Genomic DNA, 16,173 nt, shown 5'->3' on the forward strand with positions numbered 1-16,173 from the left:
AGACTGCGCAGGCACAAGAATTCAAGGACTGACCATGACCCTACTCACTTCATGGGTGGAAAGCGCGAACAGCGCCGACACCGATTTCCCTCTCAACAACCTGCCCTACGGCGTGTTCTCGACCGACAGCCTTGAGCCACGTTGCGGAGTGGCCATTGGTGACATGGTGCTGGATATGGCAGCCCTCGAGGCCGAAGATCTGGTTTTGCTGCATTTCGATCCGGTCTTTGACGTCCCCTACTGGAACGACGTGATGGACCTTGGCCCTAAAGCATGGGCGACCCTGCGCGCGCGCTTGATCGAACTGCTGTCCTCCGGCAGCGCAGATCAGGCCAAAGTCGCACCGCATCTTGTGCCGATGTCCGACATCCGCCTGCACATGCCGCTGGTGGTCTCGGAATACACCGATTTCTACGCAGGCCGCCACCACGCCACCAATGTAGGCACCATGTTTCGCGGTGCCGAAAACGCGTTGCCACCGAACTGGCTGCACATTCCCATCGGCTATAACGGCCGCGCCTCGACCGTGGTTGTTTCGGGCACCGATATCCGCCGCCCCAACGGGCAGCTAAAGGCCCCTGACGCCGATGCGCCGAGCTTTGGTCCCTGCAAGCGCCTTGATATCGAACTCGAGATGGGGGCCATCGTCGGCACCTCTACCGAAATGGGCGATACCATCAGCGTCGCGGAAGCCGATGAAATGATCTTTGGCTATGTCCTGCTCAACGATTGGTCCGCGCGCGACATTCAAGCGTGGGAATACCAGCCGCTCGGCCCGTTCCAGGCCAAAGCGTTTGCCACCTCCATCTCTCCCTGGATCGTGACAACCGCAGCGCTTGAACCCTTCCGCACCTCGACGCCCGAGCGGGAAAAGGAACTCCTCCCCTATCTGCAAGAACCAAAACCGATGCTCTATGACATCGACCTGTCGGTGCTGATCCAGCCCCAGGGTGGCACGCAGGAAGTCCTCGCGTGGACCAATTACAATACGATGTATTACTCTGCTCCCCAGCAACTGGCCCACCACGCATCTTCGGGCTGTTCGATGAACGCGGGCGATCTGCTCGGCTCCGGCACCATCTCCGGCCCCGAGAAAAACGAACGCGGCAGCCTGCTGGAACTCAGCTGGGGCGGCAAGGAACCGATCACCCTGTCCGATGGCACCACCCGCAGCTTTGTCGAGGACGGCGACACCATGATCCTCACCGGCCACGCCCAGGGTGACGGCTACCGCATCGGGTTCGGGGCCTGCTCCGGCACGATCCTCCCCGCGAAAACCCTCTCCTGACCCCGCTTCATTTTGCCAGATAAACTCCCGCCGGAGGCATCCCAGATCGCCCCGCGCACCGACGTTCAAAAAGGAACACCAATGTCCAAGAAATTCGCCTCCCAAGGGGATATGACCGAAAAGAAAATCTCCTTCACCGAAGTGGGCCAAGACCTCTGGGCCTTCACCGCCGAAGGCGACCCGAACTCCGGCGTGATCATCGGCGATGACAGCGTCATGATCATCGAGGCCCAAGCTACCCCACGCCTTGCCAACAAGGTCATCGAAAAAGTCCGCGAAGTCACCGACAAGCCCATCAGCCATGTCGTGCTGACCCACTACCACGCCGTGCGCGTCCTCGGGGCCTCGGCTTTCAACGCAGACCAGATCATCATGTCCGAAATGGCACGTGGCATGGTCAATGAACGCGGGCAGGAAGACTGGGACAGCGAATTCCAACGCTTCCCCCGCCTGTTCGAGGGCCATGAATCCATCCCCGGCCTGACCTACCCCACCACCACCTTCAACGACCGCATGACCGTCTACCTTGGCAACCGCCGCGTTGACCTGATGCACTTGGGTCGCGCCCACACCGCTGGCGATATCGTGGTTCATGTCCCCGATGAAAACGTCATGTTTACCGGTGACATCGTCGAATATCACTCTGCCTGCTACTGCGGCGACGGCTATTTCGCCGATTGGGGCAATACGCTGGACGCGATCAAAGCCTATGATGTCTCGGCCATCGCGCCGGGTCGTGGTGACGCGCTGGTCGGTGCCGACATGGTCAACGCCGCCATCGAAAACACCCGCGACTTTGTCGAAAGCACCTACCGCCCCGCCGCCCGCGTCGCAGCGCGCAACGGCACGCTAAAAGACGCATGGGATGCCGTACGCGCCGAATGTGACCCGAAATTCGCCGATTACGCGATCTACGAACATTGCCTGCCCTTCAACGTCGCCCGCGCCTATGACGAAGCCCGCGGCATCAGCCACCCCCGCATCTGGACCGACAAGCGCGACATCGAAATGTGGGAACAACTGCAAAGCTGATCGGAACAGACAATGGCCTACGACTACGCCCCTTTCCCCTACACGCCACCCCCCGGCCTGACACAGCCCGAACCACGGCACCGCGTCGTCATCGTGGGCGCAGGCCCCATTGGGCTGGCCATGGCGATCGATCTGGCACAACAGGGAATCGCCTCCGTTGTGCTGGACGATAACAATGTGGTGTCGGTGGGGTCGCGCGCGATCTGCTGGGCGAAACGGACGCTCGAAATCTTTGACCGTCTTGGCGTTGGCGAACGGATGCTGGCCAAAGGCGTGACATGGAAAGTGGGCCGCAATTTCCACCACAACGAACAAGTCTACGCCTTTGATCTGCTGCCCGAACCGGGCCATAAATACCCCGCCTTCATCAACTTGCAGCAATATTATGTCGAACAATACCTCGCCGAACGCGCGCAAGACTTCCCCGACCTGATCGACCTGCGTTTCCTCAACAAGGTCACAGACCACGCCGATCACGGCGACCACGTCACCCTCGACATCACCACCCCCGACGGCAACTACACGCTCGAGGCTGACTACTACCTCGCCTGCGACGGCGCAGGATCGGCAACACGCACCCGCATGGACCTGCCGTTCAAGGGCCAAACCTTCGAGGAACATTTCCTGATCGTTGACGTGGAAATGGAAACCTCGCCCTTCGGCAACCACGACACGCCCGAACGGTGGTTCTGGTTCAATCCGCCTTTCCACAACGGCCAATCCGCGCTGTTGCACAAACAGCCCGACAATATCTACCGCATCGACCTGCAACTCGGCCCCGACACCGACCCGCAGATAGAAGCGACCGAAGCCAAAGTCATCCCCCGCATCAAGGCCATCGTTGGCGACACCCCCTTCCGCCTCGACTGGATGAGCGTCTATAAATTCCGCTGCGCCAAACTGGACCGCTTCGTGCATAACCGCGTGATCTTTGTCGGCGACAGCGCCCATGTGGTCAGCCCCTTTGGCGCGCGTGGCGGCAACGGTGGCATTCAGGATCTGGACAATCTGGGCTGGAAACTCGCCGCTGTATTGCAAGGCAAGGCCGCGCAATCGCTGCTCGAGACCTATAACACCGAACGGGTGCACGGCTCTGCCGAAAACATCCTGAACTCGTCGCGCGCGACGAATTTCATGACCCCCAAATCCCCGATCGAAGCCCTCTTTCGCGATCAGGTGCTCGACCTCGCCGCCGATCACCCCTTTGCCCGCAAACTGATCAACTCCGGCAGGCTGTCCCAACCCTGTACCCTTGCCGAATCCCCGCTGCAAACCCCGGGGGATGCCCCGGTTCCACCCGGCACACCGCTGCTCGACGCCCCGATCCTGGACGCGCAGGGCCCGGCCTGGCTGTTGTCCAAAGCACAGGGCAGCTTCACCCTTTTGACCGCTGGCCCGGCATATCTTCCCGATATTGCAGGCATCGCACGGATCGGCATCAACCAATCCAACGACTACCCCTGCTACCGCTCCGAAGACGGGCATGTCGAAACCCGCTATGGCACAGATAAAATCTACCTTCTGCGCCCCGACGGCCATGTCTGCGCGGTGTTCGACACCCCAGACCCAACCGCAATCATCGCGGCCCGCGACCGCGCTCTGGGAGCAACATTATGATCCTCGATGACAAGCTCGGCCGCGATGCAGACGCCTTCTACAACGCGCTCATGGATACCCATGAAGGCCTCGATGAAACCGAAAGCCACGCGCTGAACGCGCGACTGGTGCTGATTTTCGCGAATGAAATCGGTGATCTGGACAGGCTCAAAACCCTGTTGACCACAGCACGGCAAAACACGACATCCTGACTTCTCTGGCTCTCAAATATCCCCGCCGGAGGCACGCATCTGCCTCTGGCAGATGCAAAATATCGTGCAGCGCGCCAGCGCTTCCTTAGGCTTCCCCACAACGTCACCGATGAAACCCCCGAAACCCCGGCTTTGCCCATCGCGGTGCTGATTTCGGGTCATCCACGCCCGCTTTCCGTAACGTCAACCGAAATTACCACGGCCTCTCCCCCTATTTCCAAAGGTTCGCCCGGTTTTGGGCCCGCTCCAGCCTTGACGCATGGAACCTCAAAGTTGACACTCGACCGGCCAAGCTTAGTTTCTATCAAGCAACGAGCGCAGATCAACTGCATCACCATCCTTTGGGCTTCGACCTTTTGGGTATCGAAAGTGGCGAACGGCAAAAGACGTGGCCACATCAACAGAGAGGAAGATCATGAGTTTTTTGACCCGTACTGGTAAACCCCTGCCACAAGCCATTCTGAACTCTGCCGAGGCAGCCAAGACAGACCCGGTAAACCGCCGCGAATTTCTGGCGCTGGCAAGCGCGTTTGGAGCAACCACTGCCACCGCCTATGCGATGATTGGCCTGCCCACACTGGCAAGCGCTGCCGCCCACAAGGAAGGTGGTACCGTGCGGATGCAAATGGAAGTGCGCGCCCTCAAAGACCCCCGCACCTATGACTGGTCCCAGATCGCGAACTTCTCGCGCGGCTGGCTGGAATATCTCGCCATCTGGGAAAACGACGGTACATTCACCCCCGCCCTGCTGGAAAGCTGGGAAATCAACGATGATGCCACTGAATATACACTGCATGTCCGCAAGGGTGTGACGTGGAACAATGGCACCGCCTTTACGTCTGCCGACGTTGTGCGCAACATCGAAGGATGGTGTGACAAATCCGTCGAAGGCAACTCGATGGCCGGCCGGTTTGCGACACTGGTAGACGAGGCCACAGGCAAAGCAATCGAAGGTGCGATCGTTGCGGTGGACGATCACACGGTCAAGCTGATGCTGCCACGTCCCGACATCACCTTGATCCCGGGTATGGCCGACTATCCTGCCGCAATCGTCCCCGAAGGGTTCGACGCGGAAACGATGCTGGATAATCCCGTTGGCACAGGTGCCTACCTGCCTGAATCCCTCGAGGTCGGGGTCAAAAGTGTCTTGGTCAAGAACGCCGACCACACATGGTGGGGCACCGAAGTCTATGGCGGCCCCTACATCGACCGGTTGGAATACGTCGATTACGGCACAGACCCTTCCGCCTTTGTTGCGGCGGCCGAGGCCGACGAGATCGACGCGACCTATTCGATCGAGGGTGAATTCATCGACGTGTTCAGCACGCTGGACGGCTGGAACGAAAACGAAATCGCCACGGCTGCGACCATCGTCGTGCGTCCCAACCAGCTGGCCGAAGTTGACGGCAAAATGCCTTATGCCGACAAACGTGTGCGTCAGGCGATTGCGATGGCCGTTGATAACGCTGTCCTGCTCGAACTTGGCTATGCCGGGCGCGGTCTGGTTGCGGAAAACCACCATGTCGGCCCCATGCACCCTGAATACGCAGAACTTCCCCCACGCAAGGTCGATCCTGCCGCCGCCAAGGCGCTGATGGACGAGGCAGGCATGGCCGATTTCGAACACGAGCTGTTTTCGATCGACGATGCGTGGCGCAAGGACACCACCGATGCGGTTGCCGCACAGCTGCGCGATGCAGGGATCAAGGTAAAGCGGACGATCCTGCCCGGTTCCACCTTCTGGAACGACTGGACGAAATACCCGTTCTCCTCGACCAACTGGAATGCGCGGCCCTTGGGTGTGCAAATCTGGGCGCTGGCCTATCGTTCGGGTGAAGCATGGAATGAATTCGGTTGGTCCAACCCCGAATTCGACGCCTTGCTGACCAAAGCTTTGTCCGTGGCCGACGTCGAAGAACGCCGCAAGCTGATGGCCGAAGGCGAAGCGATGATCCAGAGCGAAGGCGTGACGATCCAGCCGTATTGGCGTTCGCTGTACAACCACACCAAAGACGGTCTGGTTGGCGCAGGTCACCACATCGGGTTTGAATACCACCCGGCACGTATGGCGTGGACCATGTAAACCGACCGACATAATTTTGGGAAAGGGGCCGCGATTTCGTGGCCCTTTTTTGGTGTCGGGCTTCCTGTCAGGCCGCGAAAATCCGGGGCAGACAAGGGGACGCGCCCCATAGGCCTATGTCGATACGCTCCAGCGCCTTTAGCCTTTGCACAAGCGCGGTGTATCCAATCGCGCGCGCGCGCGCCGTGATCTGCGGCAGGCCCAGTTTGTAAAACGCCAACTGGTCCAGTTCTTCCAGCGACACGCCTTCCTGTAGCAATGAACTTGCCGCATTGATAACGCCGAGTATCAGCGCCCCGGCGGCGTCTTGAGGGGAAATATCAAGCTCCGCGATCCGGGCAAAGCGGGCTTCCTCGACGATCATGTCTTCCATCAGCGGGTCGATTACGGCCCCGCCCCCGCCCGGGTAGCGATACCACCCCACGCCGATCGACCGCCCCAAGCGGCCCTCGCGGACCATGCGGTCGGCCACCAACAGATCGGTGCCTGCCATCCTGCGACGGGCAAAGGCGACTTCAAGGCCGATATGATCCTGCGCCTTTAAAAGCCCCTCGGTAAAGCCCGCGTCCTCCAACGCTTCGTCCAGCTCCCACGGGGTTACCCCGACAAGCAACAGCCGATCCACCAAAGCAAGTGCGGCGTCCTGCAACACCGTTCCGGCGAAGGCATGCCCGGTGCTTTGCAGGACTGGAACACCCAGCAGCTTGGCAAAGGCAACAGCTTCGGCTTGCCGGTCGGCAGAGGCGCTTCCCAAATCGATTTCGACCAGTCGCGGGTCAAATAGGTCCATCGCAACGCTACGGGTTTGATCTGGAACGGCAGCCAATTCATGGGGCCCGTCAAGCACCACAACCAACGCCCCCTTTGGCGCTTTGGATGCATCAACCGACCGGCACAAAAACACGCTGCATGACGGGTCCACGATTGTTGTCACGGGAACTGTCGCGTCAGCAAGCCGCCGGCCCAAAATCTCGCGCACACGGGTCGCATCGTCGGGGTCTTGTTCAACCACCGTTGTCTTGACCCCCGCCTTGCACAACGCCTGAATCAAATCCGCGCTGGCGCTGCCAAGGCCGTACAAAACCACATGGCTTTCAGACGATGCCGTCACCCGTCGTGCACGTCCAGAAAATGGCGCTTTTCGATGATACGCAGCAGGTCTTTCAACGAGGTTTTGACCGGACGGTTGGATGTATTGATCTGCGCATCCGCGCGCTCGTACAGCGGGGTGCGCGTGTCCAACAAGTTCTTGAGCTGGGTCATCGCGATCGGGTTGCCTTCCATCGGGCGCACATCCCCTTGTGCACGTACCCGCTGCATATATTCCGCCGGGCTGGTGTGGACCCAGATGGTATGAAACCGCTGCAAAAGCCGGGCATAGGTCGCGCTTTCGGCGACGATCCCGCCTGCGACCGCAAGGATCATCCGGTCATGCTTGGCACCCACGCGGTCCAGCGCCTCGGCTTCCAGCTCGCGATATCCTTCCTGCCCGTACAGCGCCATCACTTCGGCGATGGGCATGTCGGACGCGGATTCGATTTCCTTGTTCAACTCGACGAACGGCAGGCCAAGCGCCTCGCCTGCCTGCTTTCCAAGCGTTGATTTTCCAGCGCCACGCAGACCGATCAGACAAATCCGCCCTGCCCGCAAGGCGGCGGGGCTTTGGGTCGACAGCAGCGCACGGACCTGTTGCTGCACATCGGCGCTGGCTTTGCTGAACAATTGCGCGACCCGCTCGACGTCACGATCAAGCGGAACAGTCTCGGCCAGCAATGTCTCGACCTTGAGGTCCAGCGCCGCTGCAACCCGCTGCAACAGAATGACGGATATATTGCCTTCGCCCGCCTCAAGCTGGGCAAGATAGCGCGGCGACACGCCTGACATCTCGGACAGAACGCGCCTTGGCAATCCTCTGGATTTACGCGCATCACGCACCCGCGCCGCAAGCCGCTGAATTAATGCGTCACCGGGGTTTGCCGGAAGAACCGTGTCGGACATAGGCATCCCTTAATGAACAATAATGCAAGATTAGACCGTCAACCCAACGGATCAACCAAAATCTGCAAAAAAGTGCATCAGGCGTCGCGGATCAACGGCTCAACCACTTTGCGAATACGGTCGGGGGCGGGCATGCTTTTAAACACATCTGCTTGGGTGAACACGCAGGTGAAACTGCCCGTGAAACACAGCACCTCGTGTTGATAGGCTTTCATCCCGAAGGTGATCGACTTTTCGCCCAGCCGCGTCGGATAGGTCTCGCACATCAAACGGTGGCGCGGGGTGACGGGGCTGCGGAAATCCATCGACAGGTTCACGAAGGGCGTGCCCATGTTGCGGTCGATTTCCATCTGGAACCAACCTTCACCGTCGAAATGTTCCTCCCACCACGCATTGATGGCATCCAGCGCGAACCACGGCAAACGCGCGGTATAGGCGATTTGCGCAGGGTCGCAATCGCCCCAGGTTACGCGGATTTCATGCACAAAGGGGGTATCGGTCATTCAGTAGGTTTCCACATGATAGCGGCCGTCTTCACGCATGGCATCGCGCAATGCGGTCCATTGCTGCCCCATGCTTTCGGCGATTGAAGTCATCGCCTTTTCAACACCTTCTTCCATGCCCCGCAACCCGCAGATATAGATATAGGTCCGGTCATCCGCCAAAAGTTCGGCCACGGCATCCTGTTCGGAAATGATGCGATCCTGAACGTATTCCTTGTCCTTGCCAGCCTCGCGGCTGAACACCAGATGCTGCTTCATCAAGCTTTCGGGCACCTTCTTGAGCGGGCCGAAATAGGGCAGGCTTTTGGGCGTGCGCGCGCCAAAGAACATGGTCATGCCGCCTGTCGCGCCGCTGCGTTGACGCTGCATGGTAAAGGCACGCATGGGCGCAGACCCGGTGCCGGTACAGATCAACAACAGATGCGCTTGCGGATCGCTGGGCATCAGGAAGGTCGCACCAAAGGGGCCTGTCACCTCGACCTCGGCACCGGTTTCAAGGTCGCACAGGAAATTCGACGCAAGCCCCTTGGCCTCGCGTTTCACGGTCAGTGAAATGTTGTGATAGCCGGGGCGTTCGCCGTCACGCGGGCTGGATATGGAATATAGCCGTGGCAGATGCGCCTTGCCCTCGGCATCGGTGCCGGGGGGAATGATGCCGACGGATTGCCCTTCGAGCACCGGAAACGGCAACGCACCGGGATCAAGGATGATGTGGCGCACGTCATGGTCCGGATCGTCGGTCAGACGATAATTGCCCTGCACCTTCATCTTGGCGGGCTTGCCAAGGTTGTACATGTTCACGGCAGGCTTGCTGGCGGTTGCGGGGGCCTTGGCCTTGCCGCCAGCCCCTTTATGCGCCTCGGCCAGCAGCGCCGCAATGGGGTCAGCCTCGTCGCCCGACGGGGTCGCGACCTGAATGTCTTCCTGATCGGGCAGCTCGTCCATCTCGTACTGCTGTTCCAGAGAATAGGGCACATCAACCACGCGCCATTCATCAATCGACCCCGTGGGGCAGACCGGAATGCAATCCATGCAGAAATTGCAGGTATCGAAATTGACCACGACATTGTTGTCGTCATGTTCGATGGCCCCCACGGGACATGTCATCTCGCAGGTATAGCACCGGATGCAAATTTCGGGATCAATGAGGTGCTGTTTGACGGGCTGGTTCATGGCGACGGCTCCTGCGGCTTTATGTGCGGATGGGCGGACCAAAGCCCACCCACCTGTGTTGTCTTCGTAGGGTGGGTGTACCCCACCGCGCCCTTTAGGCCATGTGCAACTTTACATACTCAAAGTCGCCGGGCTTGTTGTCGATCCCGACCTTGGGTGGCGCAATCCAGCTGGCGTATTTGCCCTGCTCGTAGCACGGTACCATCAACGACTGGATAAAGTCGCCATCCGCCTTGGTCGGCAGCCACTCGTCCTTGCGCTTGTGCCATTCGTCAGACGACATGATGTTGCCATCGGGGTCAACAGCCACGGCGCTGAACACGCCGATCTGACGGTGGAACCCTTCGTGCGGCATCTTGAATTCGAAATCAACGCCGGCCTTGGCGATCTGCTTGTTCCAGCGGCCAACACCACCGGCGGCATCACGCACATAGTCGTCACGCAGACGCATGTTGATCGCGGTCAGCGCAGGCACGTCTTCGGTGATGATCTTACCATCCTTGACCGAGGTCACCGAATAGGTGTCGTTTTGCAGCTTGTGATCGTCGTCGATCCGCTGCTCCATATAGCGACCCTTGATCCCGTAGTTGAAGGCGTTCGCTGCGTTGGTGGACACCTCTTGGCCGAACAGGTCCAGCGACAAGGTATAGTGCAGGTTCAGCTTTTTCTGGATCGTGGGCAGGTCAATGACGCCCAGATCGCGGATCTTGTTGATGTCATAGGGGTCGGTGATGCCCGCCTTGTTCATCGCCTCGAGCGTTGCCTGAATGGTGCGGCCCACACCGGTTTCACCGACAAACATGTGGTGTGCTTCTTCGGTCAGCATGAAACGGCAGGTGCGGGACAGCGGATCGAAACCGGACTGAGCCAGAGATTCCAGCTGCATCTTGCCGTCGCGGTCGGTGAAATAGGTGAACATGAAGAAGGACAACCAATCCGGCGTCTCTTCGTTAAAGGCACCCAACATGCGCGGGCTGTCTTCGGACCCCGAGGACCGGACCAGCAGATCATTCGCTTCTTCGCGGCCATCGCGACCGAAATACTTTTGCAGCAGATAAACCATCGCCCAAAGGTGGCGGCCTTCCTCGACGTTGACCTGAAACAGGTTGCGCATGTCATAAAGCGACGGCGCGGTCAGACCAAGGAAGCGTTGCTGCTCAACAGACCCCGGCTCGGTATCGCCCTGAATGACGATCAAGCGCTTGAGCATGTTGCGGTATTCGCCCGGCACTTCCTGCCATGCGGGTTCGCCGTAATGTTCACCCATCGGGATCTTGCGATCTTCGACGGCGGGGGCCAGCAGAACACCCCAACGGTATTCGGGCATCTTCACATAGTCGAATTTCGCCCAGCCTTTGGGGTCTACCGACACGGCTGTGCGCAGATACACCATCGATTCCTGAAAGTTCTGCGGGATCAGGTCGTTCCACCAGTTGATGTATCCGGGGTGCCATTTCTCAAGGGCCTTCAGCACCTTCTTGTCCTGGCTCAGGTTCACGTTATTGGGGATCTGGGTGTCGTAGCTTACGTTGATCAGGTCGAGCATTCGTTTTCTCCTCGGTGGGGCAAAATCTTTCAAAGATTTTGGGACGGATTTTTTGAAAAATCCGGGCCCGTTACACACGTTCCATATTATATTCGCCACGCACGCCTGTGCCGTAGCGTTGCAGCGCACCATTTGGCCCTACCGCGTTCGGGCGCTGGAAAATCCAGTTCTGCCAAGCGGTCAGGCGGCCGAAAATGCGGGTCTCCATGGTTTCAGGGCCGGCAAAGCGCAGGTTCGCTTCCATTCCCGTCATTGCATCGGGGCTAAAGCTGGCGCGCTCTTCCATGAACAGGCGCACCTCGTCCTCCCAATCGATGTCGTCATAGACATAAGTGACCAAACCGGCCTCGTCGGCGGACTCGGCCTCAAGTGGTTCACCTTTCAGCGCTTCCAGCTTGGCGATGTCTTCGGGCGTACCCAGGAAACGTGTTTCAAGACGGGTCAGGTCATTGCCCATTTTATAGGTGCCAAAGTTGCCGTCGGTCAGGGTCACTGTCGCCAAGGGGCGGTTATCGCCGTCAAACTCCTCAAGCATCATATAGCTGCGATCGACTGACCAGAGCAGTTCGGCCAGAGGCCCGGCAAAGCACGATCCGTGTTCGACAATCGCGACCAAGCTGCGCGACGTCATGTCGACACGTTTCAGCAGGCGCTTCCAGTATTGCAGGATTTCATTGGCCAGCCAGTGGTCCTTGTTGGCCAGCAACAGCGCCTCATGCGCGACCAGCAGTTCAGGGTCGCCTTGGGTCTGGAATTCGATCAGGCCCAGTTCTTTTTCATTGTTGCGCAGGTGCAGGATGGCATCGTCCAGCTCTCGGGCGCAGCGCAAAATCCATGCATTCGCACCTTGTGCTGCCAGCGCATCCATATCCGCAGGGGCTGCCGCATCTGGGCCTTTGATCGTCACCGTCGCACGTTTCGCATCGCGGTTCAGAACGACTTCGACAGTGGAATAGCTGATGCCATCTGCCGCGAATGTCCGCGTGATCGGTGTCAGTTCAATCCCCTGCGCCACATCGGCCTTTGTGGACTTTGCAGCCATTTCCTTGGCCCGCTCGACCACGGTTTCGTTGAACTTGGAATTCGGGATAACCTCATCCACCAGACGCCAATCCTTGGCGCGCTTGCCTTTGATGCCTTCCTCGATCGAGCAGAACACATCGGCGCGGTCACGGCGCACCATGCGTTTATCTGTGACGCGGGTCAGACCGCCTGTGCCCGGCAGAACCGCCAACAAAGGTACCTCGGGCAGGGACACCGACGATGTGCTGTCATCGGTCAGCATGATATAGTTGCACGCCAGCGCCAGTTCATAACCACCACCCGCGCAAGCCCCTTTGACAGCGCAGATGTAGTTCTGGCCACTGTCAGCCAGGGCGGCCTCGAATGTGTTGCGGGTCTCGTTGGTGAACTTACAAAAGTTAACCTTGTGGCTATGCGCGGCACCGCCCAACATCCGGATGTTTGCACCGGCGCAAAACACTTTGTCCTTGGCCGACTGCATGACCACGACTTTGACTTCGGGGTGTTCGAACCGCATCCGCTGCACGATATCGGCCAGCTCGATATCAACGCCCAGATCGTAGGAATTCAGCTTCAGCTCATAGCCTTCGAACAGCCCGCCTTTTTCATCGACATCCATGTAAAGATTCGCGATCGGACCGTCATATTCAATCTTCCAATGGCGGTATTTCGAGGGGTCGGTTTGGAAATCAATAATCTTGGTCAAGTGCAGTCTCCCTAAGCGGGGCCCACCCGATACATCGCATATCAGGCCCGGCCAATTTCTAGATCAATCCCAATTATGGCATCATATTGCCACAAAAATCTGCAAACTGGTCGATATCTCCACAGTTTTATGCATCATATCGCATCTAAATCATTTTGCGTGTCTCAGCCATCCAGCTTGCCACATCCCTGACCTCAATCCCCAGAATCGTCTTGGCCCCTGCGCATTGCGCCAGCAGATCATCGACAATGCCGCACAACCTTTGCGTTGCATTCGGTCGGTCCATCCGCAACTTCAGCCGCGCGTTGGCCAGTTGAATGACCGCCTGTGTCATGGCTCTTTCGGGCGACGGATCGTCTGTGCGCATCCAGACGGCCTCAAGCACCTCGTGACATTCCCAGAAATACCCGGCGTGGAAATAATAGAGCCCGGCCTTCCACGCCTCCGTCTGGTCCAGTGTGTCCACCGAAACACCGCTGGACACGCTGGCCTTTATCACATCGAACCAATCGTCCGGATGCCGCGCGGTTTGACCCGGCACATAGGCGTGCGAGGGGACCACGGCGCGAAACATCTAGGCGATCTGCACGACTTCACGCTCGATCCGGTCAAGGCGGGCGCAGAATTCGCGGATTGCATCCAGTGTCGCATGTGGTTGATCCAGATGCGGAGCATGGCCGCAGTTGTCCAAAATCGATGTCTCGACGGGTGAGTAAATCCGCGTCTCGATCTCGCTGATCTGGGCAAGTGTGCCATAGGGGTCATCGCGCCCCTGAATGGCCAGAACCGGAATGCGCAGATGGTCAATGCTGTCGCCGACATTCCACGCCTCGAACTTGGGGTCGGTCCACGCGCCATGCCACCCGTTGAATGCGACATCGACATTTGTGTGATATTTGGCCAGCTTTTCCTTTAGCCCGCCACTCGCATAGGCATCGCCCGCCGCCTTGATCGCGGCCAAACCCATCGGTTCGGTAAAGTAATGCGGGGCCATCAGGATCAGCGACCGAACACGCATGTCAGACACCGAACCGCCATAGATCGTGGCGATTGTTGCGCCGTCGGAATGACCCAACAGAACCGCGTGTTCGATCCCTGCGGCGTCCAGCACGTCGCCTACCGAATGCAGGGCCTCTTGGGTCATATAATCCAACGGGCGTGGCAGATCGACGGGATCGGACGCGCCATAGCCGGCCCTTGAATAGGCCAGCACGCCAAACCCCGTGGCATCAACCAAAGCCTGCGGGAAATCACGCCACAGCGCCACACTGCCCAAGCCTTCGTGCAGCAAAACCAATGTTGGTGCGTCAGCGGGCTTGGGGCCCCATGCCGCATATTCCAGTGATTTTCCGCCCGCCGTCAGATGCAAGCCCGCCTCGTTTGACCAAGTCACACCCATCACTTCTCCTCCCGCAGTTTGAACCGCTGAATTTTGCCCGTCGCCGTTTTGGGCAGGTCTTGCACCACCTCGATCCAGCGCGGATATTTCCATTTACCGATCTTGTCTTTGACGTGATTTTTCAGCTCAAGCAGTAAGGCCTCGTCCGCCTCGCCGTCTTTCAACACCACGAATGCCTTGGGTTTTTCCAGACCATCGGCGTCTTCGACGGCCACCACGGCGGCCTCAAGGATACGCGGATGACTGACCAGCGCACCCTCCACTTCGAAGGGTGACAGCCAGATGCCGGACACCTTGAACATGTCGTCCGTGCGCCCGCAATAGGTCAGCCTGCCGTCTTCGCCCAACTCGTATTTGTCGCCCGTGCGGGTCCAGACACCTTCGAATGTGCTGCGGGATTTTTCGCGCTGGTTCCAATATGAATTGGCAGACGAGGCCCCGTTGACCAGCAATTCGCCGACCCCGCCGGGCAGCACTTCCTCGCCCGTTTCATCCACCAGACGCAGCGCATATCCGGGCACCGCAACACCCGAGGTGCCATAGACCAGATCATCCTTCCGGTTGCTCAGAAAGATGTGCAGCATTTCGGTCGATCCAACGCCGTCAAGGATGCTGGTGCCGACATGTTTTTCCCACCGCAGGCCGACCTCTTCGGGCAACGCTTCGCCAGCCGAGATACAGGTGCGCAACGGTGCCGTCAGGCCACCTGATTTATCCATATGCGCAACCATCGCCGCATATAGCGTTGGCACACCGCAAAACACCGTCGGATTTTCAGCGTTCAACAAGGCGACCACACCATCCGGTGTCGGACGCCCCGCCAGCAACAGGGCCGTGGCACCGACCGACAGCGGGAAGGTCATCGCGTTGCCCAGCCCGTAGGCGAAAAAGAGCTTGGCGACCGAAAAAACCACATCATCTTCGGCAATCTCGAGCACCTGTTTGCCGTAAGTGTCCGATGTCGCGCGCAAGGCCGAATGCACATGTGCCACGCCTTTCGGCTGCCCCGTAGACCCCGAGGAGTAGAGCCAGAATGCCACCTCGTCGGGACTGACAGCCATGGTTTCGCGGGCCTCAGCCCCCGCCTTGAAATCCTCAAAACTGGTTGTGCCGGCAGGGGCATCCCCGATCACGACCACATGACGCAGATAGGGGTTGCCCGCGACCGCGCCCTTGGCAACGTCCCACAGTTCAGCCGAGACAAATAGAATAGCAGCGCGAGAATCGCGCAGGATCGTGTCATAGACCGACGTCGCCAGCAGCGTGTTCAACGGCACCGGAATAACGCCACCTTTTATCGCGCCCCAAAAGATTTGCGGAAATTCGATCTGATCCAGCACCAGCATCGCGGCGCGTTCTTCGGGGCGGATATCAGCGCGTGCCAAGGCACCAGCAATCTGCCCCGCACCCACAGCCATATCGCCGTAGGTCAGCGCCCTGCCGCTGCCAATTTCGCGAAAGGCAATCTTGTCCCCGCGCCCTTCTTCGGGGTGGCGGTCGACAAAATAGGTAACAGCATTCGCATGCGCGGTGACGACGGTCATCTTAGTCCTCCCAAACGTAGATGCTTTATTGTGCACTTATGACAAAATGTCGCAAGTAAACCTGCGACAT

14 protein-coding genes are annotated in these 16,173 nt (G+C 58.9%); 5 read left to right on the forward strand and 9 right to left on the reverse strand.

Annotated features, from left to right (window positions below; translation table 11 throughout):
* The first annotated feature begins 34 nt into the window (after window positions 1-34).
* From fahA to ACSQ13_RS12325, 5 genes are all read left to right on the forward strand, one after another.
* Window positions 35-1,288, forward strand: a complete 1,254-nt coding sequence (gene fahA / locus ACSQ13_RS12305) for a fumarylacetoacetase (RefSeq protein WP_295511788.1) — start codon at window positions 35-37, stop codon at window positions 1,286-1,288.
* Between the two features lie 81 nt (window positions 1,289-1,369).
* Entirely contained in the window at window positions 1,370-2,320 is a 951-nt protein-coding gene (locus ACSQ13_RS12310; RefSeq protein WP_176250748.1) for an MBL fold metallo-hydrolase, read from the forward strand.
* 12 nt (window positions 2,321-2,332) lie between these two features.
* Complete coding sequence (locus ACSQ13_RS12315; RefSeq protein WP_295511784.1) at window positions 2,333-3,937, forward strand: FAD-dependent oxidoreductase; 1,605 nt, start codon at window positions 2,333-2,335, stop codon at window positions 3,935-3,937.
* Complete coding sequence (locus ACSQ13_RS12320) at window positions 3,934-4,128, forward strand: DUF2783 domain-containing protein (RefSeq protein WP_295511782.1); 195 nt, start codon at window positions 3,934-3,936, stop codon at window positions 4,126-4,128. Before ACSQ13_RS12315 ends, ACSQ13_RS12320 begins: the two co-directional genes overlap by 4 nt.
* A 415-nt stretch (window positions 4,129-4,543) precedes the next feature.
* Window positions 4,544-6,211, forward strand: a complete 1,668-nt coding sequence (locus ACSQ13_RS12325) for an ABC transporter substrate-binding protein (RefSeq protein WP_295511780.1) — start codon at window positions 4,544-4,546, stop codon at window positions 6,209-6,211.
* A gap of 67 nt (window positions 6,212-6,278) precedes the next feature.
* Here the strand turns inward: ACSQ13_RS12325 and ACSQ13_RS12330 are convergent, their stop codons facing one another.
* The 9 genes from ACSQ13_RS12330 to ACSQ13_RS12370 all read right to left on the reverse strand — a co-directional run bounded on the left by ACSQ13_RS12330 (window position 6,279) and on the right by ACSQ13_RS12370 (window position 16,103).
* Window positions 6,279-7,322: a 3-hydroxyacyl-CoA dehydrogenase family protein gene (locus tag ACSQ13_RS12330; protein WP_295511778.1), complete on the reverse strand. Its 1,044-nt coding sequence runs from the start codon at window positions 7,320-7,322 to the stop codon at window positions 6,279-6,281.
* Window positions 7,319-8,209: a helix-turn-helix transcriptional regulator gene (locus tag ACSQ13_RS12335; RefSeq protein WP_176250753.1), complete on the reverse strand. Its 891-nt coding sequence runs from the start codon at window positions 8,207-8,209 to the stop codon at window positions 7,319-7,321. Before ACSQ13_RS12335 ends, ACSQ13_RS12330 begins: the two co-directional genes overlap by 4 nt.
* 77 nt (window positions 8,210-8,286) lie before the next feature.
* Window positions 8,287-8,712 (reverse strand): acyl-CoA thioesterase, encoded by a 426-nt coding sequence (locus ACSQ13_RS12340; RefSeq protein WP_295511775.1) that lies wholly within the window; start codon window positions 8,710-8,712, stop codon window positions 8,287-8,289.
* A complete protein-coding gene (boxA, locus tag ACSQ13_RS12345; protein WP_176250755.1) occupies window positions 8,713-9,885 on the reverse strand; it encodes a benzoyl-CoA 2,3-epoxidase subunit BoxA in 1,173 nt (390 codons plus the stop codon).
* A gap of 94 nt (window positions 9,886-9,979) precedes the next feature.
* Window positions 9,980-11,431 carry a benzoyl-CoA 2,3-epoxidase subunit BoxB gene (gene boxB, locus ACSQ13_RS12350; RefSeq protein WP_176250756.1) on the reverse strand — a complete coding sequence of 484 codons (1,452 nt, stop codon included), beginning with the start codon at window positions 11,429-11,431 and terminating at the stop codon, window positions 9,980-9,982.
* A 70-nt stretch (window positions 11,432-11,501) separates the two neighbouring features.
* Window positions 11,502-13,160, reverse strand: coding sequence for a 2,3-epoxybenzoyl-CoA dihydrolase (boxC, locus tag ACSQ13_RS12355; protein ID WP_176250757.1), 1,659 nt, complete (start codon window positions 13,158-13,160; stop codon window positions 11,502-11,504).
* Between the two features lie 145 nt (window positions 13,161-13,305).
* Window positions 13,306-13,734, reverse strand: a complete 429-nt coding sequence (locus ACSQ13_RS12360) for a DUF309 domain-containing protein (RefSeq protein WP_295511772.1) — start codon at window positions 13,732-13,734, stop codon at window positions 13,306-13,308.
* Window positions 13,735-14,559, reverse strand: coding sequence for an alpha/beta fold hydrolase (locus tag ACSQ13_RS12365; protein WP_295511770.1), 825 nt, complete (start codon window positions 14,557-14,559; stop codon window positions 13,735-13,737). It abuts the gene before it with no gap.
* Window positions 14,559-16,103 (reverse strand): benzoate-CoA ligase family protein, encoded by a 1,545-nt coding sequence (locus tag ACSQ13_RS12370; protein WP_176250760.1) that lies wholly within the window; start codon window positions 16,101-16,103, stop codon window positions 14,559-14,561. Before ACSQ13_RS12370 ends, ACSQ13_RS12365 begins: the two co-directional genes overlap by 1 nt.
* Between the last annotated feature and the right edge of the window lie 70 nt (window positions 16,104-16,173).

Origin of the sequence: Sulfitobacter sp. SH22 (assembly GCF_965641905.1) — a bacterium.
GTDB lineage: Bacteria > Pseudomonadota > Alphaproteobacteria > Rhodobacterales > Rhodobacteraceae > Sulfitobacter.

Bases quoted from the DNA above. Each gene is read 5' to 3' on its own strand.
- fahA (WP_295511788.1), top strand. From the start codon at position 35: ATGACCCTACTCACTTCATGGGTGGAAAGCGCGAACAGCGCCGACACC.
- ACSQ13_RS12310 (WP_176250748.1), top strand. From the start codon at position 1,370: ATGTCCAAGAAATTCGCCTCCCAAGGGGATATGACCGAAAAGAAAATC.
- ACSQ13_RS12315 (WP_295511784.1), top strand. From the start codon at position 2,333: ATGGCCTACGACTACGCCCCTTTCCCCTACACGCCACCCCCCGGCCTG.
- ACSQ13_RS12320 (WP_295511782.1), top strand. From the start codon at position 3,934: ATGATCCTCGATGACAAGCTCGGCCGCGATGCAGACGCCTTCTACAAC.
- ACSQ13_RS12325 (WP_295511780.1), top strand. From the start codon at position 4,544: ATGAGTTTTTTGACCCGTACTGGTAAACCCCTGCCACAAGCCATTCTG.
- ACSQ13_RS12335 (WP_176250753.1), bottom strand. From the start codon at position 8,209: ATGTCCGACACGGTTCTTCCGGCAAACCCCGGTGACGCATTAATTCAG.
- ACSQ13_RS12340 (WP_295511775.1), bottom strand. From the start codon at position 8,712: ATGACCGATACCCCCTTTGTGCATGAAATCCGCGTAACCTGGGGCGAT.
- boxA (WP_176250755.1), bottom strand. From the start codon at position 9,885: ATGAACCAGCCCGTCAAACAGCACCTCATTGATCCCGAAATTTGCATC.
- boxB (WP_176250756.1), bottom strand. From the start codon at position 11,431: ATGCTCGACCTGATCAACGTAAGCTACGACACCCAGATCCCCAATAAC.
- ACSQ13_RS12360 (WP_295511772.1), bottom strand. From the start codon at position 13,734: ATGTTTCGCGCCGTGGTCCCCTCGCACGCCTATGTGCCGGGTCAAACC.
- ACSQ13_RS12365 (WP_295511770.1), bottom strand. From the start codon at position 14,559: ATGGGTGTGACTTGGTCAAACGAGGCGGGCTTGCATCTGACGGCGGGC.
- ACSQ13_RS12370 (WP_176250760.1), bottom strand. From the start codon at position 16,103: ATGACCGTCGTCACCGCGCATGCGAATGCTGTTACCTATTTTGTCGAC.